Source organism: Marinobacter sp. SBS5, from assembly GCF_048285575.1.
Taxonomy (GTDB): Bacteria; Pseudomonadota; Gammaproteobacteria; order Pseudomonadales; family Oleiphilaceae; genus Marinobacter.
This window is the reverse complement of record NZ_JBLWAZ010000001.1, coordinates 644,124-661,483: the sequence shown is the minus strand read 5'-3', so window position 1 is coordinate 661,483 and position 17,360 is coordinate 644,124. Positions and strand designations below refer to the sequence as shown.

15 protein-coding genes are annotated in these 17,360 nt (G+C 53.1%); 8 read left to right on the top strand and 7 right to left on the bottom strand.

Features of this window, described 5'->3' with window-relative positions:
* Positions 1–33 precede the first annotated feature (33 nt).
* The 4 genes from ACNQ6O_RS03120 (at position 34) to ACNQ6O_RS03105 (ending at position 6,402) form a co-directional block, all read left to right on the top strand.
* Entirely contained in the window at positions 34–1,956 is a 1,923-nt protein-coding gene (locus tag ACNQ6O_RS03120) for a PrkA family serine protein kinase (RefSeq protein ID WP_418051777.1), read from the top strand.
* A gap of 26 nt (positions 1,957–1,982) precedes the next feature.
* On the top strand, positions 1,983–3,272 hold the full coding sequence (locus tag ACNQ6O_RS03115) for a YeaH/YhbH family protein (protein ID WP_418051776.1): 1,290 nt from the start codon (positions 1,983–1,985) through the stop codon (positions 3,270–3,272).
* Positions 3,269–4,825: a SpoVR family protein gene (locus tag ACNQ6O_RS03110; RefSeq protein WP_418051775.1), complete on the top strand. Its 1,557-nt coding sequence runs from the start codon at positions 3,269–3,271 to the stop codon at positions 4,823–4,825. Before ACNQ6O_RS03115 ends, ACNQ6O_RS03110 begins: the two co-directional genes overlap by 4 nt.
* A gap of 143 nt (positions 4,826–4,968) precedes the next feature.
* Entirely contained in the window at positions 4,969–6,402 is a 1,434-nt protein-coding gene (locus ACNQ6O_RS03105; protein ID WP_418051774.1) for a WS/DGAT/MGAT family O-acyltransferase, read from the top strand.
* Between the two features lie 3 nt (positions 6,403–6,405).
* On the opposite strand, the gene ACNQ6O_RS03100 is transcribed toward ACNQ6O_RS03105, so the two are convergent.
* Positions 6,406–7,029, bottom strand: coding sequence for a TetR family transcriptional regulator (locus ACNQ6O_RS03100; RefSeq protein WP_418051773.1), 624 nt, complete (start codon positions 7,027–7,029; stop codon positions 6,406–6,408).
* A 200-nt stretch (positions 7,030–7,229) separates the two neighbouring features.
* Here ACNQ6O_RS03100 and ACNQ6O_RS03095 point away from each other — a divergent pair, with 200 nt between their 5' ends.
* Positions 7,230–8,336, top strand: coding sequence for a ferredoxin reductase (locus tag ACNQ6O_RS03095; protein ID WP_418051772.1), 1,107 nt, complete (start codon positions 7,230–7,232; stop codon positions 8,334–8,336).
* Positions 8,337–8,385: 49 nt separating this feature from the next.
* Entirely contained in the window at positions 8,386–9,459 is a 1,074-nt protein-coding gene (locus tag ACNQ6O_RS03090) for a fatty acid desaturase family protein (protein WP_418051771.1), read from the top strand.
* On the opposite strand, the gene ACNQ6O_RS03085 is transcribed toward ACNQ6O_RS03090, so the two are convergent.
* Together ACNQ6O_RS03085 and ACNQ6O_RS03080 are read right to left on the bottom strand one after the other, a co-directional pair.
* Positions 9,434–11,284, bottom strand: a complete 1,851-nt coding sequence (locus tag ACNQ6O_RS03085; protein WP_418051770.1) for a 7TM diverse intracellular signaling domain-containing protein — start codon at positions 11,282–11,284, stop codon at positions 9,434–9,436. The two genes, ACNQ6O_RS03090 and ACNQ6O_RS03085, sit on opposite strands and share 26 nt — an antisense overlap.
* Before the next feature lie 110 nt (positions 11,285–11,394).
* Positions 11,395–11,835 carry an Rrf2 family transcriptional regulator gene (locus ACNQ6O_RS03080; RefSeq protein ID WP_418051769.1) on the bottom strand — a complete coding sequence of 147 codons (441 nt, stop codon included), beginning with the start codon at positions 11,833–11,835 and terminating at the stop codon, positions 11,395–11,397.
* Between the two features lie 173 nt (positions 11,836–12,008).
* Between ACNQ6O_RS03080 and moaA the strand changes: the two genes are divergently transcribed.
* On the top strand, positions 12,009–13,001 hold the full coding sequence (gene moaA / locus ACNQ6O_RS03075; RefSeq protein WP_418051768.1) for a GTP 3',8-cyclase MoaA: 993 nt from the start codon (positions 12,009–12,011) through the stop codon (positions 12,999–13,001).
* Between the two features lie 15 nt (positions 13,002–13,016).
* Here the strand turns inward: moaA and ACNQ6O_RS03070 are convergent, their stop codons facing one another.
* Together ACNQ6O_RS03070 and ACNQ6O_RS03065 are read right to left on the bottom strand one after the other, a co-directional pair.
* Positions 13,017–14,204: an L-lactate dehydrogenase gene (locus ACNQ6O_RS03070; protein ID WP_418051767.1), complete on the bottom strand. Its 1,188-nt coding sequence runs from the start codon at positions 14,202–14,204 to the stop codon at positions 13,017–13,019.
* Positions 14,205–14,259: 55 nt separating this feature from the next.
* Positions 14,260–14,622: a DUF488 domain-containing protein gene (locus ACNQ6O_RS03065; protein WP_418051766.1), complete on the bottom strand. Its 363-nt coding sequence runs from the start codon at positions 14,620–14,622 to the stop codon at positions 14,260–14,262.
* Between the two features lie 202 nt (positions 14,623–14,824).
* On the opposite strand from ACNQ6O_RS03065, the gene ACNQ6O_RS03060 reads away from it, so the two are divergent.
* Positions 14,825–15,271, top strand: a complete 447-nt coding sequence (locus ACNQ6O_RS03060; protein WP_418051765.1) for a hypothetical protein — start codon at positions 14,825–14,827, stop codon at positions 15,269–15,271.
* Between the two features lie 56 nt (positions 15,272–15,327).
* Here the strand turns inward: ACNQ6O_RS03060 and ACNQ6O_RS03055 are convergent, their stop codons facing one another.
* Together ACNQ6O_RS03055 and ACNQ6O_RS03050 are read right to left on the bottom strand one after the other, a co-directional pair.
* Positions 15,328–15,462 carry a putative transporter small subunit gene (locus ACNQ6O_RS03055; RefSeq protein ID WP_227664329.1) on the bottom strand — a complete coding sequence of 45 codons (135 nt, stop codon included), beginning with the start codon at positions 15,460–15,462 and terminating at the stop codon, positions 15,328–15,330.
* Positions 15,459–17,138: a sodium:solute symporter family protein gene (locus tag ACNQ6O_RS03050; RefSeq protein ID WP_418051764.1), complete on the bottom strand. Its 1,680-nt coding sequence runs from the start codon at positions 17,136–17,138 to the stop codon at positions 15,459–15,461. Before ACNQ6O_RS03050 ends, ACNQ6O_RS03055 begins: the two co-directional genes overlap by 4 nt.
* Positions 17,139–17,360 lie beyond the last annotated feature (222 nt).

Here is a 17,360-nt window from a genome sequence, read left to right as displayed (position 1 = left end):
GTCTATAACAAGCGAATGTAAGCGAGGGTATCTATGAGCATTCTGCAGCATTTCAAAGACCGGTATGCACAAACTCAGGAAGAAGAATTCTCTCTTGAGGAATACCTGGAGATCTGCAAAAACGATCCAACAGCCTACGCCACCGCCGCGGAGCGTATGTTGATTGCCATCGGCGAGCCGGAACTGATTGACACCTCCCGAGACCCTCGCCTCTCACGCATTTTTTCCAACAAAGTCATCAAGCGCTACCCGGAATTCGACGAGTTCTACGGCATGGAAGAAGCCGTAGAAAACATCGTGTCGTTTTTCCGGCACGCTGCCCAAGGGTTAGAAGAAAAGAAGCAGATTCTTTATCTGCTGGGACCGGTCGGCGGCGGCAAATCCTCTCTGGCTGAAAAGCTGAAAGAGCTGATGCAAAAAGTGCCTTTCTACGCCATCAAAGATTCACCGGTGAACGAAAGCCCACTGGCTCTTTTTAACCCGGAAGAGGATGGCCCGATTCTGGAGGAAGAATACAGCATCCCGGGCCGGTACCTGAAAAGCATCATGTCACCTTGGGCGGTCAAACGCCTGCACGAATTTGGCGGAGACATCAGCCAGTTCCGGGTCGTCAAACGCTACCCCTCGATACTCGACCAAATTGCCGTCTCGAAAACCGAACCCGGCGATGACAACAACCAGGACATCTCTGCACTGGTCGGCAAGGTCAATATCCGCATGCTGGAGGATTTCTCACAAGACGACCCGGATGCGTACAGCTTCAGCGGCGGCCTCTGCAAAGCCAACCAAGGCCTGCTGGAATTTGTGGAGATGTTCAAAGCGCCCATCAAAGTGCTGCACCCTCTGCTGACGGCGACTCAGGAAGGCAACTACAACACCACTGAAGGCATGGGCTCGGTCCCCTTTGATGGTGTGATACTGGCCCACTCCAACGAATCCGAATGGCAAACCTTCCGCAATAACAAGCACAACGAAGCCTTTCTCGACCGGGTTTATATCGTCAAAGTGCCATACTGCGTGAGGGTGACCGAAGAGATCGAAATCTACCGCAAGCTACTCAAAAACAGCTCCTTGTCCGGCGCGCCCTGCGCGCCTGACACACTGGACATGCTGGCCCAGTTCTCAGTGCTGTCCCGGATCAAAGATCCGGACAACTCCAGCGTCTTCTCAAAAATGAAGGTATACGACGGCCAGAACATCAAAGATACCGATCCGAAAGCCAAATCCATTCAGGAATATCGAGATGCGGCGGGCGTGATGGAAGGCATGGATGGCTTATCCACCCGCTTCGCCTTCAAGATTTTGTCGAAAGTCTTCAACTTTGACACCACTGAAATCGCCGCCAACCCGGTTCACTTGCTGTATGTTCTGGAAAAGCAGATTGAGCAGGAACAATACGCGGCGGATACCCAGGAAAAATACCTGCGCTTTATCAAAGAGTATCTGGCGCCGCACTATGTCCAGTTCATCGGCAAGGAAATCCAGACTGCCTACTTGGAGAGCTACAGCGAATACGGTCAGAACCTGTTCGATCGCTATGTCACCTACGCCGACCTGTGGATTCAGGATCAGGAATTCCGGGATCCGGAAACCGGAGACATTCTGGACCGCTCTTCCATCAACGACGAACTGGAAAAAATCGAAAAACCGGCGGGTATCAGCAACCCGAAAGATTTCCGCAACGAAGTGGTCAATTTCGTGCTGCGGGCCCGTGCCAACAATCATGGGGAGAACCCGTCCTGGCTCAGCTACGAAAAGCTGCGCAGCGTGATCGAGAAGAAAATGTTCTCGAACACCGAAGACTTGCTACCGGTTATCTCGTTCAATCCCAAAGCCAGTCAGGAGGATCAGAACAAGCACAAACAATTTGTCGAACGCATGGTCGATCGTGGGTACACCGAGAAACAGGTCCGCTTGCTTGCCGAGTGGTATCTGCGTGTGCGTAAGTCCCATTAACGACCAGCGGGAGCAGTAACATGGGCATGACCCACATAGTTGACCGGCGACTGAACGGTAAAAACAAGAGCGCGGTGAATCGGGAACGGTTCCTGCGCCGTTACCGCCACCACATCAAAAAAGCGGTCTCCGAAGCCGTGCAACGCCGCTCCATCACCGATGTCGAACGGGGCGAGAAGGTCAGCATTCCAGCGAAAGATATTCAGGAGCCGATCTTCCGTCACGGCACGGGTGGACGGCGGGAAGCGGTACATCCCGGCAACCAGGAGTGGATCGCCGGTGACACCATCGCCAAGCCCGAAGGCGGAGCCGGTCAAGGCCAGGGCGAAGGGCAAGCCAGCCCCGATGGGGAGGGCATGGACGAATTCGTCTTCCAGATTACTCAGGAGGAATTTCTGGAATTCCTGTTCGACGATCTGGAATTGCCCAATCTGGCCCGAAAAAAACTCAAAGACACCGAATCCTTCAGTTACGTGCGAGCGGGTTTCACCAGTCAGGGTGTGCCGGCAAAACTGGATGTCGTTCGGTCCCTGCGAGGTGCCCACGCCCGAAGACTGGGCCTGAGTGGCGCTCGCAAGAAAAAGATCCGCGATTTGGAGGCGCAGTTAGAAGCGCTGAAAACGGCGCCGGATGATCTGGACCCTGCCTTCAGTCACGAAGACCAAATCAAAGCCCTGATGGAAGAGATTGCGGAACTGAAAGCCAACGTCAAGCGCATACCCTTCATCGATGAAATTGACCTGCGCTACCGACAGCACCAGAAACAGCCCAAACCAGCCACCAGTGCGGTGATGTTCTGCCTGATGGATGTCTCTGGTTCTATGACTCAGATGCACAAAGACATCGCCAAACGCTTCTTTATTCTTCTCTACATGTTCCTGAAAAAGAACTACAAGAAAATTGATGTGGTGTTTATTCGCCATCACACCAGCGCGAAAGAAGTCACGGAAGAGGAGTTTTTCTACTCTCGCGAGACCGGCGGCACCATCGTCTCAAGCGCCCTGAAACTGATGCGGAATATTATCGAGGACAGATACTCCCCTGCGGAATGGAACATCTACGCGGCCCAGGCCTCCGATGGCGACAACTGGAACGATGACTCCCCCACTTGCGGCAAGCTGTTAGCTGAGGGCATTTTGCCTCAAGTGCAGTACTACTCTTACATCGAGATCACACCGCTGGACCATCAAACCCTCTGGTATGAATACGAAAAGCTCATGGCCGAGCACCCGCAAAGCTTTGCCATGCAACAGATTGCTGACCCAGCGGACATATACCCGGTTTTCCGGAAGCTGTTCGAGAGGAAAGCTGCATGAACGATTCAATTGATCGCCCCAACGATATGGACGGTCTTGAGCCGAGAGCAGGCACACCCATTTCAACCAGTTCGGAATGGACCTTTGAGCTGATTCAAAAATACGATGACGCCATCGCCGAATGTGCTGCCGAATTTGGTCTGGACACCTACCCCAATCAGATCGAGGTGATCACCGCAGAACAAATGATGGATGCCTACAGCTCTGTGGGCATGCCGGTGGGCTACAACCATTGGTCGTTCGGAAAACAGTTCCTGCAGACTTCCAAGGGCTACCAACGGGGCCAAATGGGTTTGGCCTACGAGATTGTGATCAACTCCAACCCCTGCATTGCCTACCTGATGGAAGAGAACACCCTGCCGATGCAGGCGTTGGTTGTCGCCCATGCAAGCTACGGGCATAACTCGTTTTTCAAAGGCAATTATCTGTTCCGTACCTGGACAGACGCCAACGCCATCATCGATTATCTGGTGTTCGCCCGAAACTATGTCTCTGAATGCGAAGAGCGCCATGGCATTGATGCAGTCGAAGAGATTCTCGACTCCTGTCATGCTCTGATGAACTATGGCGTAGACCGCTACAAGCGCCCGTCTCCTATTTCTGCAGAGGAAGAAATTCTCAGGCAAACCGAAAGAGAGGAATACCAACAACGGCGGATTAACGACCTATGGCGCACGATTCCGAAAGCGGAAGAAGACGACCCGATCAAACGCAAGCCACGATTCCCCTCTGAGCCACAAGAAAACCTGCTTTACTTCATCGAAAAGAACGCGCCTTTACTGGAAACCTGGCAACGGGAACTGGTACGAATCGTACGGAAGCTGGCGCAATACTTTTACCCACAGCGCCAAACTCAGGTCATGAACGAAGGCTGGGCCAGCTTTTGGCACTACACGCTGCTGCACCGTTTGTATGAAAAAGGCCTGGTGAACGATGGCTTCATGCTGGAGTTCCTGCAAAGCCATACATCGGTTGTTTACCAACCTCCGTTCAACAGCCCTTGGTATTCCGGCATCAACCCCTACACGCTAGGGTTTTCCATCTATACAGACTTACGGCGGATGTGCGAAACCCCCACCGACGAGGACCGCGAGTGGTTCCCGGACATAGCCGGGACCGACTGGCTGGAAACCCTTCATTTCGCCATGCGGAATTTCAAAGACGAGAGTTTCATTCTGCAATACCTGTCACCTAAGGTGATGCGGGACCTCAAATTATTTGCCATCGAAGACGACGATAACGAAAACCACTACACAGTCACCGCGATTCATGATGAAACCGGCTACCGGGCACTGCGCGAAAAACTGGCCGGACAATACAACTTGAGCTATCGGGAACCGAACATTCAGGTTTGGAATGTGGATGTACGAGGCGACCGCTCACTCACACTGCGGCACATCCCGGTCGATCATATCCCTTTAGACAAACACACCGATGAGGTGCTCCGTCACGTTCACCGGCTTTGGGGTTTCGATGTTTTCCTCGAAACCGTGGACAACCGCAAGGTACAAAACACTCACCGTTGTCCACCTCAGCCTGCCGATAGCGACTGATTGAGGTTTACCCCCTTAACTTATAGCTTAAAACACAAAAAAAGAGTGTTCTTTACGGAACGCTTTTCATCGAGGTGCCGTCTACTAGTCGGTATACTAACGCTCATAATTAGAAATAACATATTGACGGAGAGTACAAAGGAATGGCACGCCTCAACACCCTGGATGCGTCTTGGTTAGCCGTAGAATCTGAAGACACCCCCATGCATGTGGGCAACCTACAGATCTTTTCATTGCCCGAAGGGGCACCGGACACCTATCTACGAGACATGGTGCTTCGCATGAAGGGATCGCATACTGTGGCTGCGCCCTGGGGCGACAAACTGGCCTGGTCCGGTTTTCTCGGCAGAGTGATTGCTCCCGCATGGAAAAAAGATAAAGACATCGATCTTGATTATCACGTCAGGCATTCTGCGCTCCCCCGCCCTGGCGGTGAACGGGAACTCGGCATTCTGGTATCGCGCCTTCACTCCAACCCTCTGGATTTTTCCCGACCACTCTGGGAATGCCATGTTATTGAAGGGCTGGAGAACAATCGGTTTGCGCTGTACACCAAAATGCATCACTCGATGATTGATGGCATCAGCGGCGTGCGCCTGATGCAGCGCGTCCTGACGACCGATCCGGATCTTCGGAACATGCCACCGCCTTGGGCGGTCCAGCCAAAAAAGCGCAGAGCCCACAAAGGTGACCGGGAGGCCAGCGTACCCGGCGCTTTATCTCAAGCCATGGATGCCTTGAAGCTTCAAGTCGATATGGCGCCTCAGTTGTGGCAAGCAGGCAATCGCCTGGCCAAGTCTGCATTGCACCCGGAAGATGGTTTAACGGCTCCGTTTACCGGGCCGGTATCCATTCTGAACCACCGGGTAAAAGGCCAGCGTAGGCTCGCTACCCAACACTATGCAGTGGACCGCATTAAAGCATTGGCGCACGCCTCCGGCGGCTCGCTGAACGACATCGTTTTGTATTTGTGTGGAACCGCTTTGCGCCGCTTCCTGCTCGAACAGAACAGTCTTCCGGATACGCCGCTGACTGCCGGCATACCGGTCAACATCCGCCCCGCTGACGATCAGGGAACGGGCACTCAGATCAGCTTTATGATTGCTTCACTGGCGACCGACGAAGCCGATCCTTTAAATCGTCTCCAGCAAATCAAAGAGTCTTGCCGCCGCGCAAAGGAACACTTGCAGAAACTTCCCAAGACGGCGTTGACGCAATACACCATGCTGCTCATGTCGCCGTACATCCTGCAGTTGATGTCAGGATTGGGCGGCCGAATGCGCCCGGTGTTCAACGTAACCATTTCTAATGTGCCAGGCCCGGAAGAAACCTTGTACTTTGAGGGAGCGAAGCTGGAAGCGACCTTCCCGGTCTCTCTCATCGCTCATGGTGGTGCTCTGAACATTACCTGCCTGAGCTACGCGGGCACACTTAATTTTGGGTACACCGGATGCCGGGACACCCTTCCGAGCATGCAGAAAATCGCCGTTTTCACCGGCGAAGCCCTGGATGAACTGGAAGCGCTGATTCTGCCTCCGAAACCGAAAAAAGCTCAGGCTCGCAAGAAAAAGCAGTAAGGCCTAGCCACTTTTCCAGTGGCCGGCCCCGATCAGGACAAGCTGCAAAAAACGGGTGGTGCGCTTGCGCACCTGCCCGATCTGGTAATCATCTTCCGGTGAAATACTGAGGATATCGGTCAGGCTGAAAGCTACAGTTCTGACCACCAGATCACACGTCATATCCAGATCCGAGTCACTCAGATGCTCGAGCAGCTTGAGCCGGCGCAAGTCGTTGGCCAACTCACTGGCAAAGAACCGCATTTCACTTCGAATACCTTCCTGAACGGCACGACTTTCGCCCGCCAATCCTTGCGCCATAAACATGAAGAAGTTGCGGTTGGCCAAAGCATGGGCCACGAAGATACCCACCGACTCTTCGATCAGTTTATCCGCCTGCAACACGTTCGCTCGGGCTTCTCGCATCATCCGGCGTAACACCAACCCCAGCTCATCTACCAGCTGTAGCCCCAAGTCATCAACGCTGCGAAAGTGCCGATAGAAAGAGGTCGGCACCACACCGGCCTGCCGGGTCACTTCCCGAATACCTATACTGGCGAAATGCCGCCCTTTACCCACCAGCGTCAGTGCCGCCGTCATCAGTTTTTCGCGGGTTTCTCCCGGCTTTCGCCTTTGTACATCTGCCATGGCTCTATCCGTACAACAAGATCAAGTTCACAAGTGTACACACTCAGGCGATTAAAAACCCTCCCAGCTTGTCATTATGAGCCAGCTTTCAACCGAAACCATTGCTCAGGCTCGAGCTCGTGTGTACAGTCGTACACATTAAGTGAACAACTGTACACGCGCTTTTTAAATCGATAGCCCTATGCACTTGGAGACACACCATGCTGGCAAAAATCACGCAGTCCAAAACGTTACATTGGCTAGGCCGGCAACTACTGAATCGCGAAGATCCCCGCGCATTTTTTGATCCTTTGACCACGGCCATTAACCCCATGTGGGTACAACAGTACACACCGGCCCGGGTAGAGCGCATTACCGAAGAGACCACAGACACGAAAACCTTCGAGTTGAGGCCGGCTAATCGCTGGGGCGGCTTTAAGGCTGGCCAGCACCTGAACGTACGCATCGACATCAATGGTGTTCGCCGAACCCGAACCTTCAGCCTGTCCAGCTCACCGGCCCTCTGGGAAAATCAGGGACTCATAACCCTGACCATCAAGCGTTTACCAGGAGGGTTGGTCACAAACTGGCTTCACGATGATCTGAAAGCTGGCGACGTAATCGGGCTGACGGAAGCCTTTGGCGACTTTCTGATTCCGGAGGAGAAGAAGCCCGTTCTGTTCATTGCGGGCGGCAGCGGTATTACGCCGATCCTAAGCCAACTCGAAACCATGGCCCTCGAACATTATCCAGGGCCCGTCACGCTGCTCTATTACGTACGCACTCAAAGTGATGTGATCGGTGAGGAAAAGCTGACTGCGCTGCGTAATCGCTACCCGGCTTTCTCACTGAACATCATCACTACCCACGAGGGCTCAGAGCCTCGCTATCTGAAGGGTCAGGATCTGGACTCGATCCCCAACCTGACAGCCCGGGAGATCTTTCTGTGCGGACCGAAAGGCTTGATGGATTTAGCCACGGAACAGCTTCACCAGCGAGGCGTTAACGATGACCAACTGCACAGCACTTTCTTCGCTCCACCAGCTCCGGCTCAGCTTGCTTCTACCGACATGGGTGGTGAAGTGACGTTCAGTACAAGCAACCTGACCGTGGACTCTAAAGGCGACGCCAATTTACTGGAGATAGCGGAAGCCGCCGGCCTGACGCCCCAGCATGGCTGCCGTATGGGCATATGCCATCAGTGCACCTGTACGAAAACCAGTGGCACGGTGGTGAACCGGCTGACAGGTCAAGTGTCAGGCCCCGGTTCAGAGAGCGTTCAATTATGCATTTCCATCCCCCAGGGCCCGGTGGCTCTGGAGGCATAACTCTTTTTATTATTTGCACTGTGGCCGGACTGGCTACAAGGAGTACACAATGAAAACCCTAAGTGACCAACAGTTGGACGAGCTTCAAAAAGATCTCGACGCCATTCGCGATGAAGTGCTGGCCGATTTGGGCGAGCGAGACGCCAACCACATCCGCAGCATGGTGCGCCTGCACCGAAAATTGGAAGTCGCGGGCCGGGTGTTGATGCCGTTTGGCTTCATTCCACCAGTGTTTCTTGCTGCGACCGCTTCGCTGGGCCTGGCTAAGATCCTCGAGAACATGGAAATAGGCCACAACGTGATGCACGGCCAATACGACTGGATGAACGATCCCAGCCTGAACTCTCAGACCTACGAGTGGGATACCGCCTGCTCCAGCGAATCTTGGCGCCGCACACACAACTTCGAGCACCACACCTACACCAACGTGATTGGTAAAGACCGGGATTACGGTTACGCCGTTCTCAGGTTGAGCGACGATGAACCCTGGAAGCCCAGACACACCTTCCAGATTCTGAACTATGCGGCGTTAAGCATCCTGTTCCAGTGGGGCGTCGCCCTACATGAATTAGAGGCGGAAAAGCTGAGCCATGGTAAAAGCCACCTGAAAGAAAAGCAGCCGTTTCTAAAACTCGCGGCCAAGAAGGCTGGCCGCCAAGCCTTTAAAGACTATGTATTCTTCCCTGCCTTGACCCTGCCCGTCGCGCCAATAGTGCTCGCGGGCAATGCCTGCGCGAATCTGATCCGTAATCTGTGGTCGTCCACCGTGATCTTTTGCGGACATTTCACTCAGGATGCGGAAACGTTTACTGAGGAAGAAGCTGAAGGGGAAAGCAAAGGCCATTGGTATCTTCGACAGCTGACGGGGTCGTCCAACTTTACTGGCGGGAAATGGCTGCATATCATGAGTGGTCACCTGAGTTTTCAGATTGAGCACCACGTATTTCCAGACCTACCCGCCCACCGATACCCGGAAATATCCGAAAAGGTTCAAAAGGTGTGTCGTAAGCACGGCATTCACTACAACACCGGCAGTTTCGGAAAACAGTACAGCACCGTGCTAAAGCGCATCCTACGTTATTCGTTGCCGGAGCGTTTTACTCACCGGCCAGCTGCGGCTTAATTGCAGAAGCCTCACGAAATGAGTGACCGCTCACTTCCAGAGTGGTCACCCTGTTTCGGCCTTCGGCCTTTGAGGCATAAAGCGCCTCATCTGCGACAGCCACCATGTCATCCGGCTCAACCGTAATTCCCGAATCAACCACGGCCACACCAATACTCACGGTGACCGACCTTGGTTCACCTTCCCACTCAAACCAAAGATCTGACTCAATACCGTGGCGAATCTGTTCGGCCACTTGCCTTGCCCCTGCCGCATCGGTGTATGGCAGCACAATCGCAAACTCTTCGCCGCCATAACGGCAGACAATGTCGGTTTCACGCCGGACCAGACAGGTCAGCTTATCCGCCAACTTGCGCAGGCAACTGTCGCCAGCCTGATGCCCCAAGTTGTCGTTAAAGGCTTTGAAGTGATCCACATCCAACAAAATGAGTGCCAGCGATCCTCTACGCCGGCACCGAACCACTTCTTCCCGCAGGTGTGCATCAAAGTAACGCCGGTTAAATACACCGGTTAGTCCGTCGGTTGAACTCAGCATTTCCAGTTGGCGATTAGCGGATTCCAAAGCGGCCGTTCGGTCAGCAACACGCGCCTCCAGAATGGTGTTCATGTCACTTTGAATCCGTTGCGTTTCCTGCGTCATATGCCGCAAGCGGTCCGCCAGTGCTATCGACAGCAGAATAACCTCGAACGCCGAACCGATCTGAATGGCATATTCCGTCACGAAATTAGCGGGCAACACACCAAACGTTTTAAACAGATAGAGCAACATGCCCGCCAACAATGCCGTCCACGCCAACATAAAAAATCGCGCCGGTCTGAAATTCCGATACAGACACAACCCTCCGGCAAACATCACCAGTATTGCCGCCAACACCGCAACAAAACTATTAAAGCGTATAACCGGTGCGTAATCCGGGGAAACCATTGGCGCGAAGGCCGCCAGCACGAAGGTCCCGATCATGAAAAGAAAAACTCGATTCAAGATCGGCGCATTGGTTTTCAGAGCCAAAAAAGACCGGGAAAAGCTAAGCACAAATACCATGCCCGATGCGATCAAAACGGCGACAGAGCGATTGTTCCACCACGGAGAATCCGGCCACAGATGCTCGAAAGAAAGGCCATTCAAACTGAACTGAAGAGCACCATAGTTAAGAATGTAACCCGAATACCAAAGATAGTTGGCATCACGAACTGAAAGGAATATCAGAAAACTGAAGACCAACATGGCCGTCAGCAAGCCGTAAAACAAGCCTAGAACAAAGCGTTCCTGATGATCGGCACGGCTAAAGCCGTCCAAACTCCAGAGCTTGGTGCGCATTTGCACGGCGCCACTGGTTTTAACGCGGAAGTACAAGTCGACACTTTCACCTCGACCCAAATTCAGGTCGAAGTTGATGTTGTGATGGTCCTTGGCGCGTTTGTGAAAGGGTACTGAATCACCCGCAATCTGGCGTTCCACCAGCCCCGTCGCTCGGACGATAAACAACTCCATTTCATCAATTATCGGATACAAACCTTCAATCACCCAGCGATCGTTCAGGCTGGAGACATTTTCCACGCGGGTATGAAACCAATACGTCGAGTCGGTAAAACCAAAGTTATAGGCTTTTTGCGGAACCTCTTTGGAGCCAAGTTCAGGCCAGCGCCGTTTGATCTGATAAATGTTCAGGTTGGAGGTAGGGTCTTCATAGAAAGCGAGTTTTCGGGAAATATCAATCTCGTCACTTGTCCTATCCAACCTGACGGACAAGCTATCGGGAGCCCCTGCAGCCATTGCCTGCAAAGAACTCAATGCCAGCATTGCGACTAACAGTAGACGAATCAAGCAGACCCCGAATGAATGTATGGTGCTATGTGCGAACCTAAATAATAGCGGACTCGGGGAACTTTAAGCGTAAGGAATGGCGTTTGTTCGTAACGATATGTATCGCACGGCTACATAACCTGTAGCAAGCGAAGTAATTCAGGACGATGCTTGCTTTGAACAACCTCCGCAAGCGTGTATTTATCGAGCACGCAGAGAAATGCCTGCAACGCTTCGCCGAACATACCTCTTAAGCTACATGCAGGCGTTATTTTGCAGGCATTGTCTCGGGAAAAGCATTCCACAATACTGAGTTCTTCTTCCGTTTCTCGTACCAGAGCACCGATATTGATATCTTGCGGATCACGGTACAGCCGCATGCCGCCATTTTTGCCTCGCACCGTTGCGATATATCCTTTCTGATTGAGCTGATGCACCACCTTCATCAAGTGATTTTTGGAAATGTCGTAGCTGTCCGCAATCTCTTGAATGGTCGACAACCGCCCATCCTCCTGAGCCGCAAGATAAATCAGTACCCGTAAAGAGTAATCCGTAAAACGGGTGATGCGCATGCGGTGCTCCGGACTGTTTTGATTCTAGAGTGTATGGTTGTCAGACAAATCATAACTTTAATTCATGCTAAGGTCAGTTAGCTTGCATAATTAGGATGGGGTATCGACAACACCCTGTGCTTTGAGATACTGAAGAAGTACATTTGTGCCCATGAACACATAGGATCCATGCCATGCCGCAATCCGTGCTCTTAGACCGCTTCGGCCGCACCGTGAATTATGTTCGCCTATCGGTGACGGATCGCTGTGATTTTCGGTGCGTGTACTGCATGGCTGAAGAGATGACGTTTCTTCCACGAGCGAAGATCATGTCGCTCGAGGAAATCGCTCAGGTGGCTCGTAATTTTGTTTCGCTGGGTACTGAGAAAATTCGCCTGACCGGCGGCGAGCCTTTGGTTCGCAAGGGCGTTTTGGATCTGGTTCAGGAAATCGGCAGTTACGGTTTGCGTGACTTTGCCATGACGACCAACGGTAGTCAGCTGCCCGCTTTAGCGGAGGGTTTGCGCAAAGGCGGTCTGGACCGACTAAACATCAGCTTGGATTCATTGGATGCGGAGAAGTTCAAGGCAATCACTCGCACCGGCAAGCTAAGCCAGGTGCTGGATGGCATTGATGCGGCCAAAGAGGCGGGTTTCGAGCGTATTAAACTCAATACGGTGGTGATGAAGGGCCGTAATGATGAGGAAATTCCGGAGCTGGTTGAGTTTGCGCGCGCCAAAGGCTTGGACATTACCTTCATTGAGGAGATGCCTCTGGGGGAGATCTCGGAGCATGATCGGGGGTTGGCGTTGTGTACGAGTGAAGAGGTTCGGGCGATCATTGCTCGGCACCATGATCTCGAGCTGACCAATGATGATTCCGGTGGGCCGTCGCGTTACTACCGGATGCGGGATAGCTCTACTCGGGTTGGGTTTATTTCACCGCATTCGCATAACTTTTGTTCGACCTGCAATAGGGTTCGGGTGACGGTGGAGGGGCGGCTTTTGTTGTGTCTCGGCAATGAGCACTCTATGGATTTGTTGCCGTTGTTGCGGGAGCATCCGGGGGATGATGAGCGGCTTCGGGAGGCGATTATTGCGGCGATGGATTTGAAGCCGGAACGGCATCATTTTTCCAGTGAGGGGGAGGTGGAGATTCTTCGGTTTATGAATATGACGGGAGGGTAACCCGTCACACGGCAGCTAGCTTGCTCCTTTCCCAGACATCGCCTGCACTTCCGTCAGTGATAACACATCCGATCGGCCCAACTCGGCAATCGACGTTTTCCCCATCAACGAAAGGGTTAACTCGGTTTCCAGGCGAATGTTATCAAGCAGATTTTCAACAGCTGCCTGCCCACCTGCCGCCAAGGCGTATCCCCAAGGTCGCCCCATCAGGCAACCATCTGCGCCCAGGCACAAAGCGCGCACCAAATCCTGACCAGACTGAACCCCACCATCCACAAAGACCTGGCACTGCCCGGCCACTGCATCCGAAATAGCTGGTAACACACTTAAAGAAGCGGGAGCTCCGTCCAATTGGCGGCCACCATGATTAGACACCACCACCGCATCAGCCCCCACCTCAACTGCGGACAGTGCATCAGCCCCTTCCATAATGCCTTTAATCACCAGTTTTCCAGGCCAATGCTGGCGTATCCAATCCAGATCAGTCCAAGTTACCGAGGGATCGAATTGACTCTCTACCCACGCTTTGAAGTCTTCGGGTTTACGGCCAGACGGCACGACACTGGCAAGATTACCGAACGTCAGCGGCTTTCCTCCAATGGCGACATTGGCCAACCAACCGGGATGGCTCACCAAATCCAGCGCCTTACGCACTTTTGCGGGCAACGACAGATTTCCATTCATGCCGTTACGCACATCACGATAACGCAGCCCAAGGCGCGCAAGATCAACGGTGAATACCAACGTTTTAAAGCCGGCTTGCCAGGCCCTCGCCAACAAGTTTTCGGAAAACCCGCGATCTTTCAGGACATAAAGCTGAAACCAAAGGTCGGCATTCGGAGCTTCCCGGGCCACCTCTTCGACTGAACAAATCCCCACGGTGCTTAAACAAAAGGGAATGCCTGCGTTAGCGCCCGCCTTGGCAGCCTGAGCTTCCCCGCGTTTGGCCAACATGCCTGACAGCCCCATCGGCGCCATAACCAGTGGCAAGCTAGCCGGAGCACCTAGCAAACTAGTAGCCGTATCAACCTGAGATACATCGGCCATTACCCGCTGGCGAAAACTCCACTGATTAAACGCCCGTCGGTTTTCAGCCAAGGTGTGTTCAGAAAAAGCACCGCCGTCGAGATAATCAAACAGCATGCGCGGTAGTTTTCGCTTGGCCAACAAGCGATAGTCAGAAACAGATGCAGGAGCGAGCATGGCTGGCACTCTTGTTATGGGGGTTACAGCCCGTTGTTTTTATTTGAGATAGAGATCAAAGCTTATCTTCTTGCACAAAGGTTTTCAGGGCAACCGCATTATTGTGCTTGGTATCTTTCGCTGCAAACACCAAAGTTATGCGCTTCCGCTCCGCAAGCAAGCTTTTCAACGTTTCAATATCATCAAAGGCGTTGTCTGACTTCAACTCTTTGAGGTACCGCTTCTGAAATTCGTCCCACTTGTCCGGATCATGGCCGAACCATTTCCGCAATTCGGTGGACGGTGACAGCCCTTTTAGCCAATGGGCGATATCAGCATCCTCTTTAGAGACGCCTCGCGGCCAGATACGGTCTACCAGTATGCGCGGGCCGTCTGAGGGGGCCGGGGCTTCGTAAGCTCGTTTTAGACGAATATCCATAACAGGCTCCAAACTGAAGACACACTCCAGAGACTACTCCGGGTGCTCCGCTGTTTCAAAAATCGCCCTTAGCCTGAAGCCAAGACTGGCCCACGCTGACTATTATCAGCCTACCCATTCTGATAGATTTCCAAGGCCCAAGGCACCATAACAACCCACCTCGCCACGACATGGTCATGGCCTCATGCAAGGACTGAATTCAATGAGTCTGGCCGAAAAGCTCTGCCTCTCCGCCGCGTTTATCTTTTTTATTACGGGCTTGTTGACCGGCATCTGGAAATACTGGTGTATGGCCACTAGCCCGAAAGCGGCCGCGCCTCGTTACGTTGACATCGCGCACCGCAGTTCACTGATGTACAGCTTTGCCGCCCTGCTCTTGGGATGGTTTGCCAGTTATAGCGTATATACAGATTGGGTGAACACTTTGGCAGCCATAGGTGCCCTGGGCTTTTTCGCCATGGCCATTGGCACCTACATCATTCACGGCATTCTGCGGGACACCAGCAACCAACTGCGAAAACCTCACAAGCTGGGCCAATCAAACCTGCCCGGTTGGCTGATACATGGTTTCATGGTCGCGTTGATTGTTGCCGAGGTGGGTGGCTCGGTCGTGCTGGGGTCCGGGGCCTTACTGGGCATCTGGCAATAATATCTGGACCAAAAAGAAGCCGGGGGTTACCCGGCTTCACGTCAAATCACTTCTAATCAAATCAAATCTTCATCCGATTTTCGACAGTTACGCGCATCCCGCGCTACGGCGCCACAGATAACCGCCAGCACACCCAACGTCAGGGCTGGCCACACCAAAATATACGCGCCATAAACCAATTCGTTTGTCATTTTGCACCCTCCGGCATCATATCAACAGTCTCGTCAGTTTCTACGTCGTCGTAGCAGCCGACCCGTTTTTTGATCAAATCAAAGTCAAAACGCTCTTCTTTACTGAGCAGTGTCATTGCTGTGCAAACCAGAGCGCTGGCACCGTATGCAGTCAGTGATGCCACCAGAACCATGTAGTCACGCAGGAATCCGGTCGCAAAGACCAGCATCAATACCAAGGTGATCGCGCCCGCAACCAATCCGGCAGCGCGGCCGAAGAACCCGAACACCATCATGCCAATCACCACAGCTCCGCCCGCTGAGGCCAGAATTTCAAACGCCAGAACGGTCAGCCCTGTCATCTCTACCAACTCGAAACGGGCAATACAGAAGAGAGCCATTGCCACCACAACTGACCAGGTGAAGGCTGCGTTGGTCACTCTGTCCCAGAAGCAGCTAACGATGACCGGGAATACAATCGCACCCCATAAGGCACCGACAAACACCAGCATCACCAGAATATCCAACGAGAAGCTGGCGAAAATCAGACCCGCAACCGTGGCCACGATCATGGTGATTCGGCCAACCATCATCATGATTTTTGGATTAGGATCGTTCTTCGCAATATTTTTGCCGTAAACGTCCGCCATCATGATGGTGGACAACGCCGAAAGATCCGAGTCCGCCGTCGAAGACAAAGAACCGATCACCAGCACGAAGAACAGCGCTACGAAGAACGGTGAGAGATAAGTAGAAACCATTTGCGGAATCAGGTTGTTCATTTCGCCGTTAATCGGCTCGACACCGACAGACAGTGCCATCAAGCCGATCATGCCCAATCCGATCACGATCGCACCGTATCCGAGTGTGGCCGTAACGAAGGTGGACTTAATGTTCTTTTCACGAACCGCAAACAAGCGCTGAGAAATGGTCTGGTTACCGATGGCGTAAGCCAGCACCGCAACGAAGAACGGAGCGCCCTGATTCATGATCGCATCTACCGAGAATAGACTGGCTTGCTCGTCTGTCATGCGGCTAAGGCCTTCAACCATCACACTCGGGCCGCCGGCAGCAAACAGCACCGCAGGGATGATCACCACGGCGATCGCCATCAGTGCCACCAACTGGGCGAAATCGGTAAACACGGAGGCACGGAAGCCGGAGGTCAAGGTGTAAGACAGGACGCCCACACCAGCCACGAGGACACCGGTTTCAAACGATAGGGGTGACAATACAGAAACCAGGGCACCCGCCGCAGTGAAATTCACCATCAAGCTGATAACGCTACCCAACACGTTGGAGCCGGCCAAAATCAGCTGACTGGACGAGCCATGACGCGCATGGATGAGCTCACCCAGCGTGTGCCCGTTAGGCGCTAGCTCGCGGAAGCGGCGACCAAACGGATAGATGAACAGAATCATCAACGCGCCCCAGAAACCGTAGTGAATCGGCCCCGACACGCCGTAGGTGTAACCAGACGTAGCCGCCGCATAGAACGATGCAGCCCATATCCAGGTGGCGGTCATACTGGCCGCCCCCATTCCGAAACCAACCTGGTGGCCTGCCACCATAAAGCCAGAAGTATCTTCCTTGTCTTTGCGGATGAGCAAAGTCAGTAAGTAGGTACCACCGTAGAAGGCAGCAAGCAGTAACAGCACGGTTACTGTAGAAAACTGGGTAAATCCGTTCTCGTTCAAGGCTCAACCTCTTTTCGAAGAAACAAAAAACCGCTGTCTGCCCGAACGATTCATTTCGGTCGCCAAGAATCGAGCAGGGAGCTGTCGTTTCCGCTCAAGCGGGAGTGTCGCGTAGGGCAACAGGAAGCGGGCCAAGGTGCCCGGCAGCTAAAAGTAGCTAAGGAATACTAAGGCGAGGCAAAAGCTCTGAAAATTCTTTAGATGTCATGGTAATTTCAATCC

Coding starts and splice junctions, on each gene's coding strand:
- ACNQ6O_RS03120 (WP_418051777.1), top strand. CDS start 34: ATGAGCATTCTGCAGCATTTCAAAGACCGGTATGCACAAACTCAGGAA.
- ACNQ6O_RS03115 (WP_418051776.1), top strand. CDS start 1,983: ATGACCCACATAGTTGACCGGCGACTGAACGGTAAAAACAAGAGCGCG.
- ACNQ6O_RS03110 (WP_418051775.1), top strand. CDS start 3,269: ATGAACGATTCAATTGATCGCCCCAACGATATGGACGGTCTTGAGCCG.
- ACNQ6O_RS03105 (WP_418051774.1), top strand. CDS start 4,969: ATGGCACGCCTCAACACCCTGGATGCGTCTTGGTTAGCCGTAGAATCT.
- ACNQ6O_RS03100 (WP_418051773.1), bottom strand. CDS start 7,029: ATGGCAGATGTACAAAGGCGAAAGCCGGGAGAAACCCGCGAAAAACTG.
- ACNQ6O_RS03095 (WP_418051772.1), top strand. CDS start 7,230: ATGCTGGCAAAAATCACGCAGTCCAAAACGTTACATTGGCTAGGCCGG.
- ACNQ6O_RS03090 (WP_418051771.1), top strand. CDS start 8,386: ATGAAAACCCTAAGTGACCAACAGTTGGACGAGCTTCAAAAAGATCTC.
- ACNQ6O_RS03080 (WP_418051769.1), bottom strand. CDS start 11,835: ATGCGCATCACCCGTTTTACGGATTACTCTTTACGGGTACTGATTTAT.
- moaA (WP_418051768.1), top strand. CDS start 12,009: ATGCCGCAATCCGTGCTCTTAGACCGCTTCGGCCGCACCGTGAATTAT.
- ACNQ6O_RS03070 (WP_418051767.1), bottom strand. CDS start 14,204: ATGCTCGCTCCTGCATCTGTTTCTGACTATCGCTTGTTGGCCAAGCGA.
- ACNQ6O_RS03065 (WP_418051766.1), bottom strand. CDS start 14,622: ATGGATATTCGTCTAAAACGAGCTTACGAAGCCCCGGCCCCCTCAGAC.
- ACNQ6O_RS03060 (WP_418051765.1), top strand. CDS start 14,825: ATGAGTCTGGCCGAAAAGCTCTGCCTCTCCGCCGCGTTTATCTTTTTT.
- ACNQ6O_RS03055 (WP_227664329.1), bottom strand. CDS start 15,462: ATGACAAACGAATTGGTTTATGGCGCGTATATTTTGGTGTGGCCAGCC.